The 20,451-nt window shown below is 58.3% G+C and carries 20 protein-coding genes and 1 pseudogene; 11 read left to right on the forward strand and 10 right to left on the reverse strand.

From position 1 onward, the window contains the following. Positions 1-447: 447 nt before the first annotated feature. Complete coding sequence (locus tag LXM96_RS20270; RefSeq protein ID WP_240000377.1) at positions 448-1,125, reverse strand: TetR family transcriptional regulator; 678 nt, start codon at positions 1,123-1,125, stop codon at positions 448-450. 213 nt (positions 1,126-1,338) lie between these two features. Here LXM96_RS20270 and LXM96_RS20275 point away from each other — a divergent pair, with 213 nt between their 5' ends. The 8 genes from LXM96_RS20275 to LXM96_RS20310 all read left to right on the forward strand — a co-directional run bounded on the left by LXM96_RS20275 (position 1,339) and on the right by LXM96_RS20310 (position 11,180). After that, positions 1,339-2,238 carry a shikimate dehydrogenase gene (locus LXM96_RS20275; RefSeq protein ID WP_240000378.1) on the forward strand — a complete coding sequence of 300 codons (900 nt, stop codon included), beginning with the start codon at positions 1,339-1,341 and terminating at the stop codon, positions 2,236-2,238. Further along, positions 2,235-4,124, forward strand: a complete 1,890-nt coding sequence (locus LXM96_RS20280; protein ID WP_240000379.1) for a bifunctional sugar phosphate isomerase/epimerase/4-hydroxyphenylpyruvate dioxygenase family protein — start codon at positions 2,235-2,237, stop codon at positions 4,122-4,124. Before LXM96_RS20275 ends, LXM96_RS20280 begins: the two co-directional genes overlap by 4 nt. A gap of 170 nt (positions 4,125-4,294) precedes the next feature. Then, positions 4,295-5,281 carry a TRAP transporter substrate-binding protein DctP gene (gene dctP / locus LXM96_RS20285; RefSeq protein ID WP_240000380.1) on the forward strand — a complete coding sequence of 329 codons (987 nt, stop codon included), beginning with the start codon at positions 4,295-4,297 and terminating at the stop codon, positions 5,279-5,281. Positions 5,282-5,367: 86 nt separating this feature from the next. Continuing rightward, entirely contained in the window at positions 5,368-5,886 is a 519-nt protein-coding gene (locus LXM96_RS20290; protein ID WP_240000381.1) for a TRAP transporter small permease, read from the forward strand. Next, positions 5,883-7,184: a TRAP transporter large permease gene (locus LXM96_RS20295; protein WP_240000382.1), complete on the forward strand. Its 1,302-nt coding sequence runs from the start codon at positions 5,883-5,885 to the stop codon at positions 7,182-7,184. The genes LXM96_RS20290 and LXM96_RS20295 overlap by 4 nt, the downstream gene beginning before the upstream one ends. An 11-nt stretch (positions 7,185-7,195) precedes the next feature. Continuing rightward, positions 7,196-7,636, forward strand: coding sequence for a type II 3-dehydroquinate dehydratase (locus LXM96_RS20300; protein ID WP_240000383.1), 441 nt, complete (start codon positions 7,196-7,198; stop codon positions 7,634-7,636). A gap of 1,229 nt (positions 7,637-8,865) precedes the next feature. Further along, on the forward strand, positions 8,866-9,906 hold the full coding sequence (locus LXM96_RS20305) for a fatty acid desaturase (protein ID WP_240000384.1): 1,041 nt from the start codon (positions 8,866-8,868) through the stop codon (positions 9,904-9,906). Between the two features lie 89 nt (positions 9,907-9,995). After that, entirely contained in the window at positions 9,996-11,180 is a 1,185-nt protein-coding gene (locus tag LXM96_RS20310; protein WP_240000385.1) for a sensor histidine kinase, read from the forward strand. Positions 11,181-11,546: 366 nt separating this feature from the next. Here the strand turns inward: LXM96_RS20310 and LXM96_RS20315 are convergent, their stop codons facing one another. From LXM96_RS20315 to LXM96_RS20345, 8 genes are all read right to left on the reverse strand, one after another. Further along, positions 11,547-11,873 (reverse strand): hypothetical protein, encoded by a 327-nt coding sequence (locus tag LXM96_RS20315; RefSeq protein ID WP_240000386.1) that lies wholly within the window; start codon positions 11,871-11,873, stop codon positions 11,547-11,549. A gap of 190 nt (positions 11,874-12,063) precedes the next feature. Beyond that, entirely contained in the window at positions 12,064-12,402 is a 339-nt protein-coding gene (locus tag LXM96_RS20320; RefSeq protein ID WP_240000387.1) for a hypothetical protein, read from the reverse strand. A 51-nt stretch (positions 12,403-12,453) separates the two neighbouring features. Further along, positions 12,454-12,711 carry a hypothetical protein gene (locus LXM96_RS20325; protein WP_240000388.1) on the reverse strand — a complete coding sequence of 86 codons (258 nt, stop codon included), beginning with the start codon at positions 12,709-12,711 and terminating at the stop codon, positions 12,454-12,456. 49 nt (positions 12,712-12,760) lie between these two features. Then, entirely contained in the window at positions 12,761-13,027 is a 267-nt protein-coding gene (locus LXM96_RS20330) for a hypothetical protein (protein ID WP_240000389.1), read from the reverse strand. 29 nt (positions 13,028-13,056) lie between these two features. Then, positions 13,057-13,311: a DUF1488 family protein gene (locus LXM96_RS20335; protein ID WP_240000390.1), complete on the reverse strand. Its 255-nt coding sequence runs from the start codon at positions 13,309-13,311 to the stop codon at positions 13,057-13,059. Between the two features lie 789 nt (positions 13,312-14,100). Beyond that, positions 14,101-14,463: a hypothetical protein gene (locus tag LXM96_RS21785; protein WP_317208289.1), complete on the reverse strand. Its 363-nt coding sequence runs from the start codon at positions 14,461-14,463 to the stop codon at positions 14,101-14,103. Then, on the reverse strand, positions 14,367-15,023 hold the full coding sequence (locus LXM96_RS21790; protein WP_317208288.1) for a diacylglycerol kinase family protein: 657 nt from the start codon (positions 15,021-15,023) through the stop codon (positions 14,367-14,369). The genes LXM96_RS21785 and LXM96_RS21790 overlap by 97 nt, the downstream gene beginning before the upstream one ends. After that, entirely contained in the window at positions 14,959-16,239 is a 1,281-nt protein-coding gene (locus LXM96_RS20345; RefSeq protein ID WP_240000391.1) for a hypothetical protein, read from the reverse strand. The genes LXM96_RS21790 and LXM96_RS20345 overlap by 65 nt, the downstream gene beginning before the upstream one ends. A 376-nt stretch (positions 16,240-16,615) precedes the next feature. On the opposite strand from LXM96_RS20345, the gene LXM96_RS20350 reads away from it, so the two are divergent. From LXM96_RS20350 to LXM96_RS20360, 3 genes are all read left to right on the forward strand, one after another. After that, the gene (locus tag LXM96_RS20350) at positions 16,616-16,789 is read left to right on the forward strand and encodes a hypothetical protein (protein WP_240000392.1); all 174 of its coding nucleotides are present in this window, start codon (positions 16,616-16,618) and stop codon (positions 16,787-16,789) included. Between the two features lie 194 nt (positions 16,790-16,983). Continuing rightward, a complete protein-coding gene (locus tag LXM96_RS20355) occupies positions 16,984-18,090 on the forward strand; it encodes an extracellular catalytic domain type 1 short-chain-length polyhydroxyalkanoate depolymerase (protein WP_240000393.1) in 1,107 nt (368 codons plus the stop codon). Between the two features lie 199 nt (positions 18,091-18,289). Continuing rightward, positions 18,290-18,667, forward strand: coding sequence for a hypothetical protein (locus tag LXM96_RS20360; protein ID WP_240000394.1), 378 nt, complete (start codon positions 18,290-18,292; stop codon positions 18,665-18,667). A gap of 194 nt (positions 18,668-18,861) precedes the next feature. On the opposite strand, the pseudogene tnpC reads toward LXM96_RS20360, so the two are convergent. After that, a pseudogene (gene tnpC / locus LXM96_RS20365) lies at positions 18,862-20,446 on the reverse strand (IS66 family transposase). Positions 20,447-20,451: the final 5 nt, after the last annotated feature.

Consider the following 20,451-nt stretch of genomic DNA (forward strand, 5'->3'; position numbering starts at 1 on the left):
CGGTCGATAGATCGGAGAAGATGGTTCGCCGGGACGTGCCGCTCGATGCTGAACCCGTAAAACAACGCTTCCTGCGCGACCGTCCGCTCGCCCATCATCGGCACACCCTCCTAAATCCCTAGAAGGAGTGAATCAGAACTTCGAACCCACAGCAACGCCGACTTTTTCAACGGTATCCGCCAGCAGCGGTCATGCGGAGCTTGCGTCAGCGTCAGGAAGCGACAAACAAGCGGATCGGCATCACCGTAAGCTTTGAAAGCTCTGTGCATGCGGCACGAAGATCATCGATGCTGAAAGAATGAAGTGTGCCGTCGGGTGCTGCGCAGGCGATCACCGCGCTGCCCTCGGTCCATGGATCTTGATGCAACGAATAGATGCTGTGGGCGAGAAGGCGGCGCTTTCCAGACCGTGAGCAGAATGAATCAGGTCAGGGCTAGTGCGAAGTCGCTAGGCAGGCATGTTTGGACGTTCTTCAGGCGCGTGGGTTACGTAGGCGATAACCGCATCGGCAATCATCTGCTTGTGGCGCGCATAGAGACGTGGTTCGGATAGGTCGCGGTGGAAGATGGTGCCGAAGGTGTGTCTGTTGGAGACGCGGAAGAAGCAGAAGGCGCTGACCAGCATATGCAGGTCGATGGCGTCGACCTCGCGGCGGAACACGCCCTCGCTGCGTCCCCGTTCCAGGATGTCGCTGATCGTCCTGACGATCGACAGGTTGAGTTCACCGATTTCTGTCGAGCGCTTCATGTGGGTGGCGTGGTGAATGTTCTCGATGCTCACCAGCCGCACGAATTCGGGATTGTTCTCGTCGTGATCGAAGGTGCTGGCGATTAGCGTCCGCAGTGCATCCACAGGCGGCATGTCGGCCAGCTCCAGGTCGGCCTCGAGCGACCGAATCTTCCGGTAGGCCTTTTCGAGAACCGCCAGGTAGAGACGCTCTTTGCTGCCGAAGTAGTAGTAGATCATCCGCTTTGAGGTACGGGTCTTCTCTGCGATGGCATCGACGCGCCCGCCCGAAAGTCCGAATTTCGAAAACTCCTCGGTCGCGACTGCGAGGATGTCGTCCTTCGTCTTCTCCGGGTCGTTCTTGCGGCTTTCGCGCTCCACAGGTGTTCTCACAGTCACTCGTCCGCCGTCGGTCTGCGGAGCCGGTGCCGGCTCCAGCTTCAATGGATATCGTCATAGGAGGCTTGCGAAATGGTTTCAATGGCTGCAAAGAGTTGACACGAACTAGTTCGTACATTATTGCGATGGATGCGGCGCTGAATGCCGTCGGTTGTTCGGGAGGAGCGCCGCCCGCCAAGACGCTTTGGCGTTCTTGGCACCGGCGAATGTGGAATGAAAGCAGTCCAGGGATCACCCTTTTGCGCCGGCCTCATCGGCAAGGGAATTCAGGCGTCGCTGACGCCGGCGATGCATGTCGCGGAAGGGCGGGCCCAGGGGCTCGACTACCGATACGATCTTCTGGATCTCGACCAGATCCAGGTCGGAGTGGATCAGCTTCCCGATTTGATCGCCGATGCTGAGACTGAGGGATTTGGTGGCCTGAACGTGACCCACCCGTGCAAGCAGGCAGTGCTCGGGTTTCTCGACACGCTGTCGGAGGAAGCGACGGTTCTGGGGGCCGTCAACACCATCGTTCTTCGTGATGGCAAGCGTCATGGCCACAACACCGACTGGTGGGGCTTTGCCGAGAGCTTTCGGCTCGGACTGCCGGGCGCTGATCTCGATGCTGTCGTTCAGCTCGGCGCAGGCGGCGCAGGTGCGGCGACAGCCTTTGCCATTCTCCGGTCCGGCTCTTCCAGGCTGACGATTTTAGATCAGGATCATTCCCGTGCTGCCGGGCTGGCAGAGACGATGCAAAGACATTTCCCTCATGCGGTGGTCGAGGCTGGAGACGATTTGCCGGCGGCCATGGCGAGAGCCTCGGGTCTAATCCATGCGACCCCGACTGGCATGGTGAAATATCCCGGTCTGCCTTTGCCTGCCGATCTGCTGCATTCGTCCCTGTGGGTGGCCGAGATCGTCTATTTCCCGCTGCTCACGGAACTGCTGCAGGAGGCGTCGCGTCGCGGATGCAGGGTGCTCGATGGCGGTGGCATGGCGGTCTACCAGGCCGTGAAGGCCTTCGAACTCTTCACCGGCATTGTGCCGGACTCTGATCGAATGCGGCGGCATTTTTCCGAACTGACCCAGGCTCCACCACAGACTGCGCTGGCAGCGGGAGCCGTCTCATGAAGACCTCCATCGCCACGGTTTCGATCAGCGGCGAGCTTCCCGAAAAGCTGGAAGCGATCGCGAAGGCGGGTTTTGATGGCGTCGAGATCTTCGAAAACGATTTTCTCGCCTTCGACGGCAGTCCGCGCGATGTCGGCCGCATGGTTCGCGATTACGGTCTGGAGATCACGCTGTTCCAGCCGTTCCGGGATTTCGAAGGCATGCCGGAACCGCACCGGTCGCGGACCTTCGACCGCGCCGAGCGCAAGTTCGACATCATGCAGGAACTCGGGACGGATCTTGTTCTCGTCTGCTCCAACGTCTCGCCCGTCTCTCTCGGCGGCATAGACCGTGCCGCTGCAGACTTTCACGAACTGGGGGAAAGGGCGGCAAAGCGGGGCTTGAAGGTTGGCTACGAGGCTCTTGCTTGGGGCCGGCACATCTTCGATCATCGTGATGCCTGGGAGATCGTCCGCCGCGCGGATCATCCCAACATTGGTCTCATTCTCGACAGCTTCCATACGCTTGCCCGCAAGATCGACATCGGCTCCATCCGCTCCGTGCCGAAGGACAAGATCTTCATCGTCCAACTGGCCGATGCGCCCCTGATCGATATGGATCTGCTCTACTGGAGCCGGCACTTCCGCAACATGCCCGGCGAGGGCGATCTGCCGGTCGCCGACTTCGTCGCGGCTGTCGCTGCAACCGGATACGACGGCTATCTCTCCCTGGAAATCTTCAACGACCAGTTCCGTGGCGGCTCGCCCAAGGCCATCGCCGCAGACGGCCATCGCTCGCTGGTCTACCTCGGCGACCAGGTGCGCAGAAGGCCGGATGCCGCAAGCCTGACGGTGCCATCGATGCCCGACCGCGCGGCAGTCGCCGGCGTTGCCTTCATCGAGTTTTCGGTCGGCAAGGCCGATGTCGAACCTTTGAGCGCCATGTTGTATTCGCTGGGCTTCCGGAAGACAGCCACCCATAAGACGAAGAACGTCAGCGTCTACCAGCAGGGCGAGGTCCGCATCCTTATCAACCGGGAAGAGGTGGGCTTTGCCAGCAACGCCTATGCCGTCCACGGTGCGTCGGCCTACGCCATGGCACTCCAGGTGGAAGACGCTGCGGCGGCCATGGCGCGGGCGGTGGCGCTTGGCGCTGCGCCCTTCAGCCAGCCTGTCGGGCCTGACGAGGTCGAGGTTCCCGCCATTCGTGGCGTCGGTGGCGCCCTGATCTACCTTCTCGATGCCAAAACGGATCTGGGGCGCATCTGGGACATCGATTTTACGCCTGCGCAGGACGAAGTCACTCCGGAACCGGCGCATCTGCTGGCCGTCGACCATGTGGCGCAGACGGTGGCCTACGAGGAAATGCTGACCTGGCTCCTGTTCTACACCGCGATCTTCGAGACCGAGAAGTCGCCGATGGTCGACATCATTGATCCCTCTGGAGTGGTGCGCAGTCAGGTCATCCAAAACGGTGAGGGAACGCTACGCATCACCATGAATGGGGCGGAGAACCGGCGCACGCTTGCCGGCCATTTCATCGCCGAGACATTCGGGTCCGGGATCCAGCACATCGCCTTCCGCACGGAGGACATCTTCGCCACGGCCGCGGCACTGCGTGCCAACGGCTTCAAGGCGCTGCCGATCTCGCCGAACTACTATGGCGACGTCGAAGCCCGTTTTGGTCTCGACCCGGAGCTGACTGAGCGGCTGAAGGCCGGCAACATCCTCTATGACCGCGACGAACAGGGAGAATACTTCCAGCTCTACAGCGGCACCTACGGGGAGGGCTTCTTCTTCGAGATCGTTCAGCGCAGCGGGTATCGCGGCTACGGCGCCGCCAATGCTATCTTCCGGATAGCGGCGCTGAAGAAACAGATCAGGCCTGAAGGAATGCCGGTCGCATGACAGCCTAATTCGGCGCTGGTAGGACCGGAGGGCGCGCAAGGAAGATGATCAATTGACTAAACGAACCGTTCCGTACATTCTGAGGTCAGTCTTGGTCTTGAGGAATGGCCATCGCTCTGGAGGACATTATCCGATCAGCGGATGATGCAGAAACAACAGGAGGAGAAAACATGAACCTCAATCTCACACGCCGGTATCTCATCGGCGCAACAATGCTGGCTGCAGCCGCATTTACGGTTCCCGCGTTCGCGCAGGACAAGCCGACGCTCAAGTTCTCGGCCGTGTTTTCGGAGCAGGACATCCGCGCCGAAATGACCAAGATGCTTGCCGAAGAGATCAAGGACGATTTCACGCTTGAGCCCTACTACGGCGGCAATCTCTTCAAGCAGGGCACCGAGCTCGTCGCCATTCAGCGCGGCAACTTGCAGATGGGCAATATCGCCCCCCAGGACATCTCCAAGCAGATCCCGGAATGGTCGGTGCTGACCTCGGCGTACCTGTTCCGGGACGCTGCCCATCTGAGCGCCTTCTTCAACAGCGACGTCGGCGCCGAGTTCAAGAAGATGGCCGAAGACCAGCTCGGCATCCACATTCTCGGCCCGACCTATTTCGGCGCCCGCCAGGTGGGACTGAAGCCGGAAAAGAAGATCATGACGCCACAGGACATGGCCGGCATCAAGCTGCGCATGCCGGGTGGTGACGCCTGGCAGTTCCTCGGCGAGGCTCTTGGCGCCAATCCGGTGCCGGTCGCCTATGCGGAAGTCTATACCGCGCTTCAGACCGGCGCGATCGACGGCCAGGACAACCCGCTGCCGAACGTGAAGAACATGAAATTCTATGAAGTGATGTCGCAGATCGCTCTGACATCGCACCTGATCGGATATGATCTTCTCGTCATCTCCAACGAAGCCTGGACCGCGATGACGCCGGAACAGCAGCAGGCGTTCCAGGCTGCAGCCGACAAGGCCATGAAGTTCAGCGAAGACAAACATGTCGCGCAGGAAAAGGCCCTGCTCGAGGAGTTCCGCGCAGCCGGCCTCGACATCTACGAGCCGGACCTGGAAGCCTTCCGCAAGTTCGCCCAGGAGAAGTACCTGAACTCCGATCTGGCGAAGTCCTGGCCGGAAGGTATCCTTGAGAAAGTGGCGGCTCTCTAAAGCCGCAGCCACTCTCGCTCGTGGATTGTAAAGAGCGGTGAGGCGGGATCTTACGATCCGCCTCGCTGCCTGCTGGAGAAATGGACATGCCCCCAAGACTGATGGCCATCGGCGGATGGCTGCGACGGCGCGCGGAAAACCTCCTGTGCCTGATGCTCCTGATGATGTTCGTCGTCTTCATCCTGCAGATCGTCTTTCGCTATGCGCTGAACATGGCGATCGGTTGGACCCATGAGGTCAGCGTGGCGCTGTGGATCTGGATCGTGCTCTTCGGCTCGGCCTTTGTCGTTCGCGAAGTCGACGAGATCCGCTTCGATCTGATCTGGGGCGGCGCCAGCGACAAGAACCGCCGCATCATGCAGATCATCTGCGCGACAGCGCTTATCTTCCTGTTCGGCATCTCGCTGCCTGCGGTGATCGACTACGTCACCTTCATGAAGGTGGAAAGCACGGCCTATCTGAAGATCCGCTTCGATTACCTCTATTCCATCTACGTCATCTTCGCAGTCGCCACGATCATCCGCTACCTCTGGCTTGCTTTCCAGGCCGTTCGGGGCAGTGCACCGGACGCCTTCGATCCAACCAAGGCAGGCTCGGGCGTATGAATTTCGCAAGTCCCTTTTCCATCACCCTCATAGTCATCACAGTCCTGGCCTTCCTGGGCCTGCCAATCGGCCTGTCGATGATCAGCGGCTCGATCCTCTACCTCCTGCTCGTCGGGGCGGACATGGGAATCGTCGCCGAGCAGTTTTTGAACGGCATGTATTCCAACTACGTCATCCTGGCGGTGCCGCTCTTCATCCTTGCAGCGGAGTTCATGAACGTCGGTTCGATGACCGAACGCCTCCTGAATTTCTGCAACGTCCTCGTCGGCCGCTTCCGCGGTGGCCTCGCCCAGGTCAATATCGTGCAGAGCATCATCTTCGCCGGCATGTCCGGCTCGGCGATCGCCGACGCGGCCGGCAGCGGCAAGATGATGCAGAGCATGATGACCCGCGAAGGCCGTTACACGCCAAGTTTTGCGGCGGCGCTAACGGCAGTCACCGCCGTGGTCGGCCCGATCATCCCGCCGTCGATCCCGATGATCCTCTATTCGCTCGTGTCCGATGCCTCGATCGGCTACCTCTTCCTTGCCGGCATGGTGCCGGGGCTGCTGATGGCCGGCCTGCAGATGGTGCAGGTGGTGATCACCGCCCGGCGCCGCAATTTCCCGGTCGAGGAGCCGGTGCCGATGCGCGCGATCCCGCGCATCACTGTGCGCGCCTTCCCGGCCCTGATGATGCCTGTCGTGCTGCTCGGCTGCATCTATTCCGGCATCACGACGCCGACGGAAGCGGCCGCCATCGCCGCAGCCTACGCTCTGATCATCTCTGTCTTCCTCTACCGCAGCATCAGCCTCAGGGATTTCTACGGGTCGCTGGCCGCCAGCGCCAAGTCGACTGCATCCATCGGCATGCTGATCGCCGGCGCCCTGGTCTTCAACTACGTGATCACGATCGAGAACATCCCCGACAGCATCCGCGTCATGCTGACCGCCTGGGATTTGAGCCCGACCGGCTTCCTGATCCTCGTCAACGTCATCCTGCTGATCCTCGGCTGCATCCTGGAAGGCACGGCGATCCTGCTGATCATCGTGCCGGTCTTCATCCCGACGGCGCAGGCGCTTGGCATCGACCTTGTCCATTTCGGCGTCGTCGTGGTGGTCAACATCATGCTGGGGCTGGTGACGCCGCCCTACGGGCTGCTGCTGTTCATCGTGGCGAAGATTTCCGGGGCGCCGATCAAGGACATCATCGTGGATGCGGCACCCTTCCTGTTCTGGATGGTGCTGTGCCTTGCCTTCATCACCTTCGTCCCCGACAGCGTGCTCTGGCTGCCGCGGTTGCTCGGATACCAGGGCTGATGGGAGAGACCATGAAGCCGATCTACATTCTCAACGGACCCAACCTCAATCGGCTCGGCAAGCGCGAACCGGAGATTTACGGGACGACCACGCTCGCCGAGGTCGAGGCCACGTGCCGCGAGGCCGCCGGCTCGCGCCCTGTAGAATTTCGCCAGACCAACAGCGAGGAAAGGCTGATCGATTGGGTTCACGAAGCGATAGACGAGGGCGCGGGCATCATCATCAATCCGGCAGCCTTTACCTTCACTTCACTGGCGCTTCTCGATGCGCTCAAGATGTTCAAGGGCCCGATCATCGAGTTTCACATCAGCAACGTCCATCGGCGCGAGCCCATCTACCACCGCTCCTACGTCTCTATGACGGCCACCACGGTCATGGCCGGTCTGGGAGCACAGGGTTATCCGCTGGCGGTGCAGGCCCTGGAGACGCTTATTGCAAGAGAGATGCGGTAATAGCTGGCGGTATGCGAGGAAAAGCTGAGCCTAAACTTCAGGGTGCCTCGATACATAGCAGGGAGCGACCGCTAATGTGCCTGCTTGTCCGCAAGGAGATGGTCCGCTTACGGCCCCAATAATGTCATTCCTTACGACTCAATCTATGCAGTTGAACAGGATCCCCAGCCGCCTTTTCGCAGAGTTCGAAGCATCCCTGGGATTTGGAGAACGTTACACGGTTTTGACGTGAGATCGCGCCAAGTAGCTGCAAACACATCGCTTTTTGTGGTGGGGAATGTCGGCGATTGAACGGAAGGAATAGGTCCAAAAGTAGCTTGCCTGGGGGCCGTGGATTCTCACATGATTTCAATGACTTGGAAGAAGAGCTCTGAAATTCCCTCTGTTTTCCCATCGCGAGCGACCGTGGATGCCACCTTTGTGCCCTGGCTTTGGGCATCAGTCAACCGGACGGTCGAGCGGTAATAATTTCCGCTTACGGCTGAGGGTGGACAGTCAGAGAGGATCGGGTTGCATCCGCTCCCTCGCTGACCAATGGCTCACTTCACAACAAGGATCTTCGCCTTTCCCTTTCGATCCAAAACATTCGTGGACACATCATCTCCATAGCGATGCAACGAAAGTCCGCTTGCGATGAGCCCACCCGCACGTTGCGCAAGACGATCTCATCCAGGAATGCAGGCATGATCGGGTTACGGATCCGGAATTCATTTTCGGAATGAGCCTGCTCAAGGCCAAGGCAGGCTCCCAGAACGCCAAACACGGCAGAAGCCGCCCAAGCCTGGGGTGAGCACGCGACTGGATAAGGCGTTGGCCCTCGACCGCTAGGTCCGTTCATTCATTAACGAGGCGTGGCGCGCTCAGCTCTTAACTTGTAATGATTTTGCCACGTGGCAGCCGCGCCACTTGTAAAGAAGATCGGGTAGCACGACTTGTATAGAGATAGCAGCTCGTCTTAGGGGCGCTGCTGTTGCGGGCTACCAAGCTTGCGCCCCAACGAAGGAGGACGTCATGTCTTCCATTGCCAACCGAGAAGAACCTGGTGGAGTAGACACGATATAGTGTTACTCAAACAAGCTCAAAGCGTTCGCCAGCGACTGCTGGAACTTTGAGGGCAGCACTCAGGTTCACCGGCTACGCATATCAGCAGGTGATCAGGCGCAGAAAGCCACCCCCAGCATTACGACAGCTTTCCAAAGTGCTGCCAAACAGAAAGACATTGATCAGCTATGACTGCAACCAATTCGGCCGCCTCTCATGGTGGCTTCTCGGAAAAGGCATGGCTCAAGATCCTATCGGGGTATCGTCAGCCCGCGTTACGCCGTAGCTTCTACGAACTCGCGGTAACTCTCATTCCTTTCGTGCTCCTTTGGGCAGCGGCATGGCTGGCCATCCATCTCGGGTATTGGATCGGGATGATCCTCGTTGTTCCGGCAGCCGGTTTCCTGCTACGCCTTTTCATGTTGCAACATGACTGTGGGCATGGCTCATTTTTTGGGAGACGTCGCTGGGACGACTGGACGGGACGTGCGATCGGCGTATTAACGCTTACTCCATACGACTACTGGCGCCGGGCACATGCTGAGCACCACGCCTCTGCCGGAAATCTCGACGAACGAGGCGTCGGCGACATCACGACGTTGACGGTGGGGGAGTATCAAGCCCTGACTTCCCGAGGAAAGCTACGCTATCGTCTATACCGGCATCCCCTGGTGATGTTCGGCATCGGTCCTGCTTTCCTGTTCTTGTTCAAGCAGCGCCTCCCTTTCGGGATGATGCGATCGGGCGTCCTGCCATGGCTTTCGACGATGGCGACAAACATCGCTGTAGCTGTACTGGCCGCCCTGTTGATCTGGGCAATTGGTTTAACGCCCTTCCTTCTTGTTCACCTGCCCATCGTCTTGCTCGCGGGATCGGCTGGCGTGTGGTTGTTCTATGTCCAGCACCAGTTTGAAGACACCCACTGGTCGAAGCCGCCAGAGTGGTCGTTCCCGCATGCTGCCATGCATGGTGCATCACACTATGATCTACCAAGGCCGCTAAGATGGATCACTGGCAATATTGGGATGCATCATGTGCACCACCTTTCGAGCAAAGTGCCGTTTTACCGACTGCCGGAAGTTCTAAGGGACCATCCCGAGCTGGCGGAACTTGGCCGCATCGGCCTGCGTGAGAGCTTCGCCTGCGTCAAACTCATTTTATGGGACGAGTCCTCGCAGCGGCTGATCTCCCTCCAGGAGGCAAAGACGCTTCCGTCCTCCAATCCTTAACCCTTTGCAAGATCGTCCTCGTCGAGGATGGTTTTGCTTAGTGACACAATGAACGTCTTCAACTGGGGCCCTTGGCTGGAAGTGAGTATATGAACGAGTTTCAAGAAGGAATGCAAGGTACGCCCGCCCGCACTGCCTCTGAGCAGGAACTTGAAACCGTGCGAGTACGCGGCGGTGTATTCGTTGAGGCGGTTCGCGTAACGCGGATGCCGATGGTCGTCACCGACGCCACGCTTCCGGGCAACCCGATCACCTTCGTAAACCCGGCGTTCGCACATCTTTCAGGCTACAGCCCCGAGGAGCTGCTCGGCCAGCACCCTCACTTCATGAACGGGCCGAAGACCGAGCCAGAGGCGATCGCGGAATACGAGGCTGCGATGAGGGAGGGGCGTGACGTGACGCTGGAGATCCTGCAATACCGCAAGGACGGCTCGACCTTCCAGAGCATGCTGTTTGCAACACCGTTGGACGACGACCAGGGGCGTGTCACCAATCACTTCATGTCCTATCTCGACATAAGCCGCCGTTATGAAGCCGAGGAGGCACTGCGCGCGCTCAATGCAGAACTAGAACAACGAGTGGAGGAGCGCACCCGTACCCTGGAGGCAGCTAATGCTGCACTTAAGAAGGCAGACGCGGAACGCGAAATGCTTCTCGTTGAAGTTAACCACCGCGCTAAGAACAGCCTGTCTGTTGGAGCATCCCTGCTGCAACTGCAAGGGCGGCGTCAAGCCGACCCGCAGACGAAAGTCCTCTTTGTTGAATCTGCTGACCGGCTAAGCGCCATGGCACGGGTTCATGACATGCTTAGCCGCTCAGAACAGGGCCAGCGTGTCGATGTCGCGACTTATGTTTCGGAGCTTTGCGAGGCACTCAAATCCCTCACAGCCGGCGACGAGCGAATCTCGCTGAGAGCGCGTACGGAGGAGGACGTTCTGATAGATGCCGACGTAGCGTTCCCGCTTGGCATCGTGCTGACCGAGCTCATCACCAATGCTGTTAAGTATGCCTTTCCCGGCGATCGTTCCGGCATCATCGCGGTTCAGGCCAAGCGAAGTGGGCCGGGGCGGGTTGAAATCGTCGTCCGTGACAACGGCATTGGGATGACGAACTACAGGGAAGGATCCCTCGGGTATGGCCTAATTCGCTCCCTCGTGAAACAAATCGGCGGTGAGTTGGAAATACAAGGCGACGCCGGCGTGACTGTAACGATAGCCTTTTCCGACGCATCGCGATTCCCGCCGCCCGGCGGCCGTGAGCCGGCGGCGGGATAGGCCCGGACTTCCTGAGCGATTTGCTCCTGCTATAGCCATAAACAGAGTGGCAGCATCGTTATCAGCTAAAAACGTGAGGCTTCGTGCGCCAGACGTGCGCAACCAGCCGCCCGCCGGAAAAAGCCGCCACGGAGCGGCTGCTCAAGCTTGCCGCAGAAATGAACGAGAACAATTACTGATCTGCCGGCCTTGAGCTGGAGGCTTCCAAGCTGGTCCCGCTGAGGAAGAACTGCCAACGAATCCGGGTAATACCCCCTGCCAGCTTTTTGGCCTTGGTCGCTAGAAGGCTCTCGGGCGAGCGGGCGGAATAGGCGGCCCTTGATAAGCCAGCCTTTGGGTTCCAGGACAAGTTTAACGAAGCCGCTGTTAATCAAAAAGCCTTAGCTTACCTGCAGCAGCGTTGGCCTCATCCATTGCAGCGTCCAACGTCGCCTTTAGAATTCTGAGCTCGGCGAGTAGGCGCGGGCTTAGATCTTGGCTCTGCCAGTCGTGCAGTTTCTGCTGCCATTCGGCTACTTCAACAATAAGCTTACGCGAACGATCCGCTGTTTCAGGATTGACATCCCTTGCGGCCCGTTCGGCATTTTCAGCCAGTTCAACAAGTTCAACAGTGCTTATGACCCAAGTTGGCAGGGCAAGGCGCACTGTCTCTATTTCAGATACGATGGCGTCGTCGGCATGATGATTAGTCATTCTGATGCTCCTCAAAAGCGCGCTTGGTCTCAGCTAGTTGGGGGTGGGTCGCGCAGCCGGATTCTGGTCGTCGCGAGATCCATCGGTAAGGTCGCTGGGTGACCTGGAACTTTTCAAGTTCTTCTCTGCGTCTTTGATGAGCTCATCTCGGTTCTTATCCGCATCCTCGCCGCTCCGTGCGGCTTCACTCTCAATACTCGGTTTCATGGGCTTTGCTTCTTCTGCTGTTATGGGCTCGGGTTTGATTCGGTGTCGAGTGTTCGTCCGCTTTTCTGCGAAGTTCCTCTCTGTATTGCCCAACCGCTTGACGGACGCCATCTTCCGGATGGCCGGTTATAGCGACTAGCTCTAGAACAGCGGCATCGGTGCTAAGGACGTCGAAAGCAACAAAGGCCTCAACTTCGTCTGCATGATAGGAGCTTTGAGGAGGTGTGCTGTACACTCCAAGAAGCGTCGCTTCTGGTAGCCCTTCAAAGAGGACGCCGATGTGGCCGATGCCGTCATAGAGTATGGTTTTGGTTATGCGCATGTTGTCCTCCAGCGACGCCATGGCATTGACCAAGGCAGCCTATTTAAAAGGTCATAGGGACGACGAGGTGTAACTATCCTGCGCGGCGTCTGCGGCGTCGTCACCCACACCAAGGATGTTGATGAGCGCCTCTCTTTCCGGGCCGAACGGTTTCTGGTTGAGGAAGTCCGCAACGGGCATTTGTGTCTGGTGGCCCCCCGAAGGCTCGTTTGCTTTATGAAGAACGAAAGCTTGTTGAGTAGCCTCCTCGGTGAGCAGGAACCACCGATCGCCGTTCGAGTTGGAAGAGAACTGTTGTAGGTTGTTCATTTAGCTTGTTCCCGTGGGTTGTGGAAGCTGGCCAGATCAAGTGCTCCCGTCATGTTGAGGAGGCGGGACGCTGGGCAGGTTGGCTATCGTTTGCCAAAGCCTCATCGAGGGCGGCTTCGGTAACCGCGATGGCTTCTGTGAAGGCACCTGAGGTCACCATGAGCGTCAGTGTTCGGTGGTAGCCTTCCCACATCACATTCAGCGGCTCCTCGACGACATGAACATCGAATTCGCCGGGGGCATGTGCCTTATCCATTCCTGGCAACATGAAGGCGTTCTGGAAGGCAACCCGTCTGACGCTTGTCTTTATGTTCATGATTAGCTCCTCGAACAGTGCCGTTCAGGCTAGCGTAAATCGGCAGCTCTGAGCGTGTAGGTCATGCCGTGTTTCGGATTGTAGAGCTTCAGTGCGATCTGCTGGATTTTCGACCGAGCAGCATCAAAGGCACGCAGATAATCTTGTTCTGACAGTCTTTTGGCTGAAAGAGCGGCAGCGTCCACGAAAAATTTGACTTCGAACATGCCGTCATAGCCGGTGAAGCGGATAACGTTCCTGACGTCATCGAAGCTTCTGCTCGCGTTTGGAAATGCTAGTGACATTGGATTTCCAGTTCTAAGTCTGACGGCATTCCAGATCCCGTGTGCGAGGCTGCCATCCTCGTGGACGACTTAGGTGCGCCGCGTCAGTGGGTAGGCATCACCGTCATAGAGTGCCTGCATCTGAGCGCCGTCGAACCGCGCTTCATCCACTTCCAACACTGAACCGCGAAGCAAGGAGCTCGGGAATTCCTCGATGGCAAAACGCAGAGCTTCGGCAGCGGTCTCAAAGCGCCGGTAACGGTGGCCGCTTCCTCGTTGCCTGCTCCGGCACGGGTAGAAGCCCGCCCCCTCGCTATAATTGAACCGGGACTTGCTGCTGAACGGGACGACCACTGGTTTGGCTGAAGATACCAACTGGGAGGGGCTAGTCATTGCGGAAAGACGGCGAGAGAAACGTTCTTTTGGCGTTTCCTTAGCCGAAGTTGCCGCTCATCTAACCGTGCCTCCCGATCGCGCAGAGTAAGCCTGTCTCTTATGTCTTGAAGCTTGGCGGCATTAGAACCCTGTTCAGCAATGGGTCGGTTGAACAGTTGCTCAATGGAGTGATAGTTACTTCTGATCATTTGACGTCCTCAGGTTCCGGCAAGACACACGTGCCCTTTCCGCACTCCAGCCGACGGCGGAGTTCGTAGCGTCCACAAAGATCGAGGTTAGCCAAGCAACCGGCTGTGCCGGGAGGATCAGGTAGCCAAAAAGGCTGCAACGTCTCCTAGATATGGCCATGAATCTCCGAGTTACAAGACGGCGGGTTAGGCTTATTGAGTTCACCGCATTGGGCCCCTCTTCATACTAAGGAACGTACACCGATACGGCTTGCTCGCGGATCGTGAACCGCACTGGCGTCTTGACCTTGAATTCACCGTCCAGATTCACCGCGCGTGGTTTCCGTGTTCTAATCGTCAGATCTTTCGTGGAAAAGGTGCGTACATCGTTCCAGCCGCCTTGGGTCCCGCTCCTGAGACTCGGAAGAAGGGCAAGCAGTTTCCACCAGTGGTCCACCTCCAAGCTGTAAAAGTCGAGCAAGCCATCTATCGCGGTCGCGTCGGCGTGGACGGTCATGCCGCCACCGTAAAAACGTCCGTTGCCAACCGCGATTTGAAAGGTGCGGAATCTCTCGATGCGACCATCATGTTCGAGCGTTGCGGTGAACAGGCGGGAGCCGCCAGCAGTTTAGCGGCGGCGATCGCATAACCCATTTTTCCCCACCGCTTCTTGGCATTCTCTGTGAGTGAAGCAGCAAGGTCGGCGCTGAACCCCATGCTCGCTACGTTGAAGAAGGGATAGTCATTGGCCATCCCAAGGTCGACCGGCGACGTCTTACCCGAGGCGATGTCGTTGATGGCCTCTGCCAAATCCAGGGGCAAGCCGATGGTACGGGCAAAATCGTTGCAAGTACCGAGCGGCAGCACGCCAAGAGGGAGTCTCGTTCCGAGCAGCCCAGATGCCGCCGCGTTCAAGCTACCGTCGCCTCCGCCGACAATCACACACCCGATGTCTGCTGCTCGTCGTACGATAGCTTCAGATGGCGTCTCCTTGGCGGCAGCTCGAGAAAGCTGGTGTTTGCTTCTTGTAGGAGACGCCGCACCTGTGGAAGCGCAATCCTTCCACTTCTGGAGTTCGGGTTGACGAGCAGCAACGCCGGCTTGGTCATTTGCGTATTCCTGTGGGGGCGTTGGGCGTGCTTTTTCTCGCCGCGTCATCAATGGGTGCATATTTTCCACCAAGGGAGGCGGGAAGAGGTCCGGCGGTCATCACAGTGAAATCGAAGTTGGATCTTCTGTCGGAGCCGAGCACATACTGCCGATGAACTCTGAGAAAGTCTCGCTTGATCCGGCGATAACGCTCGGCCGAGACAAGCCTCTTGACGCGAATGAATTCGATAGAGGCTTGTTTGGCATCGGGATGCCCAGCGAGACTGACGACCCGGCTCTTGTAGAAATGGATGCTGTCCGTCAAACACTGGATCTCCAGCCAGAACACATCCTCGGCACGGGCAATCCGCCCAACGCAGGCTCTCAGCGTAGTTGCGGATTTCATAAGTGAGCATTGAAGGATCGCGCCTCCGAGTGTGACAAAGACAACGCGCTTTCCTCTGAACAGGTCTGGATCCTCGTCAAGCAGTGTTCCTATCACGTAAGCGGCTATGGCCGATCCCATGCTATGCGAGCTTGTCACGTATTCGTCGGCGGCTTCCTTCAACGCTTCGCGTGCGTTCGCTCGGCAGGTCACCATCCAGGAATTCACCTCCCGATTGTCGAGGCGGGCGATGGCGATCGCCAACGTCCAGTCGGCGAACAAGTGCAGCGTGTGAAACTTCTCTAGTAGAGGAGGAAGGACGAACTTCAGCAGAGCCAGCGCACACGGGAGGCTCCAGAGGTAGTTCAGAGGCTCCGAATACAGCAAGGCAGGCAACAATGCTGTAAGAGCACACACGGCCACGACGCTCGTCATGAGCAGAAAAGGGAAGAGAAAGAACAGGCCGAACCGCCAGGCATGGCGGAAATAGCTTACCATCCCCCCTTCCCAGACAACACGTGCCGCACTGATGTACCCGGAATGGGTCTGTTTCCAGATGGACTTTTCGGTAAGGGCTGCGACCAAGGAGAAGTGGTCGAGGATATAGATGCGGCTTTTGGTTACATGCAGTCCGTCCTGGCAGGAGACATCGAAACAGGCGGAGAGGCGATCTTGAACAAACTCTCCTACAGCCACGTCAAGCCCCCAGGTCCGGCCACTCTGCGCGGCGGATCGCTTGTACCTTGCGTGGTGATCACGGGAATCCAGCGGCTCAAAACCTGGACAATGCAGAACAACTCGTGTCTTCACGGGGGTTGAAGAGTCGGTGCAACGCGCGTCGCGCGCCTGCTTGAGCCGCATTGAAAGTCCCCATTTGAAAACGGCGAGGAATCCATGATCCTCCTCATGCACCCGTCCGCGGCCGGTTGCTGACCAAGCCTATGATCAGGTCGTGCCGGTCGTAGCTGCGCAATGTGGCGACAATGAACTATGCAGCTCTGGCCACAGCTCCGATATCAACCCATTTGCCCACTACGCTGCTTGTGCAGCAGCTTGATCCGCACTCCGGTGGCAAAGTGAGCCCCCGTTCTCCAACCATCGCCTTTATCTACTGCGTCCACTACTTCTGGTGAATGTCTGTGTAAGATATGCGCGCTGCACTTGTAACGGAGAGTGCGCAGCACGATGTGACCCGCTGCGCCTAGCAAGTGGAGGCACCGGAGCGGATAATCCAGGCTGTCCAACTCGTGCCGGTCCAGATTGAATCGGTCTTAAACAGGAGAGCAACATGGGTTGGAAGACGCCGAAGATTGAATATGTGAACGGATACAAGATCATTGTGGTAGAGGGTCCCGCATTTGAGGTTTACGACGGCGCCCGTCAGATTGCCGACTTCTCCTATCCTAGTGAAGCAGCCTCTCATGCCAGGTCTCTCTCAATGCGGGATCCTTCCCAACGCTGAACAGCAGAGGCGCGATGGCGCGGCTGGCGCGCTGCCACTTGGTCCTTGCCGACATGGATATAGCAACCAGATCCCTTAGTTATTGCACGCGACGCCCGACGTCAGCAGCGCCATAACACCAAGTTTTTGAACTGCGATTGTGCAGTGCAGCATTCGTCCCCATCTATCGCATTCAGGCACAAAATGCGAAGGGAATGAATGTGAAACCGGACACCACTTCCAGGCGATTGATCGAGCTGAAGAACTTTGGCATGAACCCCGGCGCTTTGAGATGCTGGCTCTACCTGCCAGATTTTCTGGCTCCCAAGACGCCCCTGGTTGTTGCGATGCATGGATGCACCCAGGACGCGGGGAGCTACGATCAGGGCTCGGGTTGGTCCGAGCTTGCTGAGCGGAACGGCTTTGCGGTCTTGTTCCCGGAGCAACAGCGAGCCAACAATAGCAATCTTTGCTTCAATTGGTTCGAGCCGGCAGATATCGGACGCGATGCTGGTGAGGCTTTTTCAGTGTGCGAGATGGTCGCTCACGTGGTCGAGGCATACGGGATCAACTCTGAGCGGGTGTTCATCACCGGGCTTTCAGCCGGAGGCGCAATGGCAAACGTCATGCTGGCTGCCTATCCCGAGCTGTTTGCCGGTGGCGCCATCATCGGCGGGTTGCCTTACGGTGTGACTTCGAACGTACGTCAAGCTCTCGAGCGCATGCGAGGGCAAAATCCTCCGAATGAAGCTCAACTGCGTTCAGCCCTCTTGTCCGGATCATCCCACAGGGGGGCCTGGCCGAGGATCTCCATCTGGCACGGGACGCATGATCAAACGGTCAGGGTAGTCAATGCTGATCAGATCGCAAAGCAATGGGGTACCGTGCACGAAGCGTCGGACGCTCCAGACCTCATTGAAGCCATCAACGGCCATCGGCGTCAGACGTGGCTCGATGGAAGCGGCAAAGAGGCGATTGATCTATACACCATCCAGAGTATGGGGCATGGGATCCCCTTGTCCTTTGGAGCCAGAGTGCCAGTCGGGAAACCCGGATCCTTCATGCTGGAGGCTGGCATTTCTTCAACTGCGCGCATAGCGTTGACGTGGGGGCTCGCCGATGAGAGTGACGTGGCGGAAGCTGAGGCAGAATGTGTCCCAGGTTTCGAACCGGAAGCCAGATTGCCAGGCATAGTAGGTATTGTCGCCAAGGCGATGACACATGCGAAGCCGGGCTCTGCCAAAAGTGCCGCTGGACTATCCGAGCAAGGTGTCAGCAAGGTCATCAACGAAGCACTGCGAGCGGCGGGGCTATTGCGGTAGTCGCCGGCCGATCCCGACGCTGGAACTGGCCCGCTAATCCCACACTCGGGCTGCTGCCATTTCGAAAGGACAGCTCGGCGCTTGATTTGAGCACGAGCATCTAACTTGAGAACTGTGCTCGGTTTGATCACCTAATGTAAGAATCAGACGACTATGGCAATTGTAAGCGGTGTTTCACTCCCACGTGGACAGTAAATGCTTGATCGGTGTTGAGCACCTACAGCCAAAATGGCAAAGCAGTTATCTGTTGATCGCGGTGACTTGCAACGTCTGGAGAGGAGCATCAAAATTGCAGGATGACGACAGCGGTCCTAGCCTAGCTCGTGGCCTTTTCCGACGCGGCGTCCTCTTTGGATGTGCCGCTTTCGTGCTGTTCTTCTTTTGGGAAACCTACAGTTCAAGCGCCGCCCTTAGCCGCCTATCAGCGGCAGCAAGCAACTTCTCCTATACAGAAAGGTGTGATGCCAATGGAAACCCGACGACTACGGGCGAACCAAATTGCATCGACCTTGGTCGCTACCTGTTTATTTATGGTCCTGTGATGAAGGCTCTTTCGAAGAGCGTGCTCAGGGAGTGACGATGGCGCTGGCGTCGTGATCCTGGAGAAAGACAAAGCGCCAAGGATTGAAATCCACCGGGTGGAAAAGGCCTTCAGGTTTCGATCTCGCAATGGCGCGAGTGTTCCTTGTCTGCCACCCAATACGACGTCGTAAGAAAAAACCATCTTTCGTCGTGGTGGGATGTTCGTCCAAGCGGATTGTTGCTGCCGGGCTATTCCATTTGAGGCCGAAAATTCCACGGCAACAGCTCCTCAATCTGGCTCTGCTTGTGGCCGTTGACGATGGCAGTGAGCGTGGCGGTCAAGTAGGCCAGCGGATCGACTGCGTTGAGCTTACAGGTCTCAACGAGCGAGGCGATCATTGCCCAGTTCTCTGCTCCCGCGTCATGGCCTGCGAAGAGTGCGTTCTTTCGGTTCAGTGCAATCGGTCGGATGGTCCGCTCGACCGTATTGCTGTCTATCTCGATGCGGCCGTCACTCAGGAAGAGCTTCAGGCCATCCCAGTATTTGGCGATGTAGGCCAAGGCCTCGCCGAGTGGCGACTTTGCCGCGACACGGGCACGGTGATGGACGAGCCAGGTCTGCATGTCGGCAACCAGTGGCGCTGAGCGTTCCTGTCGTCCGGCAAGTCGAGCCTCCGCATTAAGGCCGCGCAGCTCGGCCTCGATCCGATACAGCTCGCCAATCCGCTTGACGCCGTCCTCGGCAATGGGTGCTGAGCCATTGCGGGTGATCTCCACCAGCTTGCGCCGGGCATGGGCCCAACAATAGGCAAGCTGAATGTCTGATCCGACACGGTCAGGAGCGATCAGCCTGTTATATCCGGCATAGCCATCGACCTGCAGGATACCGGAGAAGCCCTGCAATATCCGTTCCGCATGAATGCCCCCCGCGACCGGGAGCGTATGTGAAGGCCACGCCCGGTGGCGCACCGCCGCCCCATGGGCGGTCATCCCGCGCCAGCGCCCAGAAGTATCCGGTCTTCGTCTTGCGCGAGCCGGGATCGAGAACCGGAGCACGGGTCTCGTCCATGAACAGCTTGGTCGAGCGCTTCAGGTCGGCGATCAACGCATCGAAGACGGGCCGCAGTTCATAGGCTGCCCGACCGACCCAGTCGGCAAGCGTAGAGCGGTCGAGATCGATGCCCTGGCGGCTCATGATCTGGGCCTGCCGATAGAGCGGAAGGTGATCGGCATATTTGGAGACCAGCACATGAGCGATGGTCGCTTCCGTCGGCAGCCCCGCCCGGATCAGGCGAGCGGGAGCTGGGGCCTGAACGACGCCATCTGTGCAGGCTCGGCAAGCATATTTGGGGCGACGCGTGACGATGACGCGGAACTGCGCCGGGACCACGTCCAGCCGCTCGGAGACGTCCTCGCCAATGCAAGGCAGGCAACCGCCGCAGGCGCAGATTAGGCTGTCCGGTTCGATCACCTCCTCCACACGCGGAAGATGCTTTGGAAGGGAGCCGCGATTGATCGCGCGCGGCTTGGCAATCCTGCTTCCTGCAGGAGCGTCCGCCTCATCCTCGGCATGGATCACGGCCATGGCCGTCTCCAGGTCTTCCAGTGCCAGGTCGAATTGGCCAGGATCGGTCTTCTCGGATTTGCGTCCGAAGGCTGCCTGCTTGAATGCTGCGACCAGCTTCTCAAGCCGTTCGATCCGCTCATCCTTGCGGGCGATATGCTCGACCTTGCTGGCTATCGCGACATCCTTGGCCGCCTCGCGGGCCTGCGCCGCGATCAGCATCGCCTTCAGGGCGGCAATATCATCGGGAAAGTCGGCGGCATCAAGCATGGCCG

The organism is Rhizobium halophilum (assembly GCF_021648825.1).
In the GTDB taxonomy this organism is placed as follows: Bacteria; Pseudomonadota; Alphaproteobacteria; order Rhizobiales; family Rhizobiaceae; genus Neorhizobium; species Neorhizobium halophilum.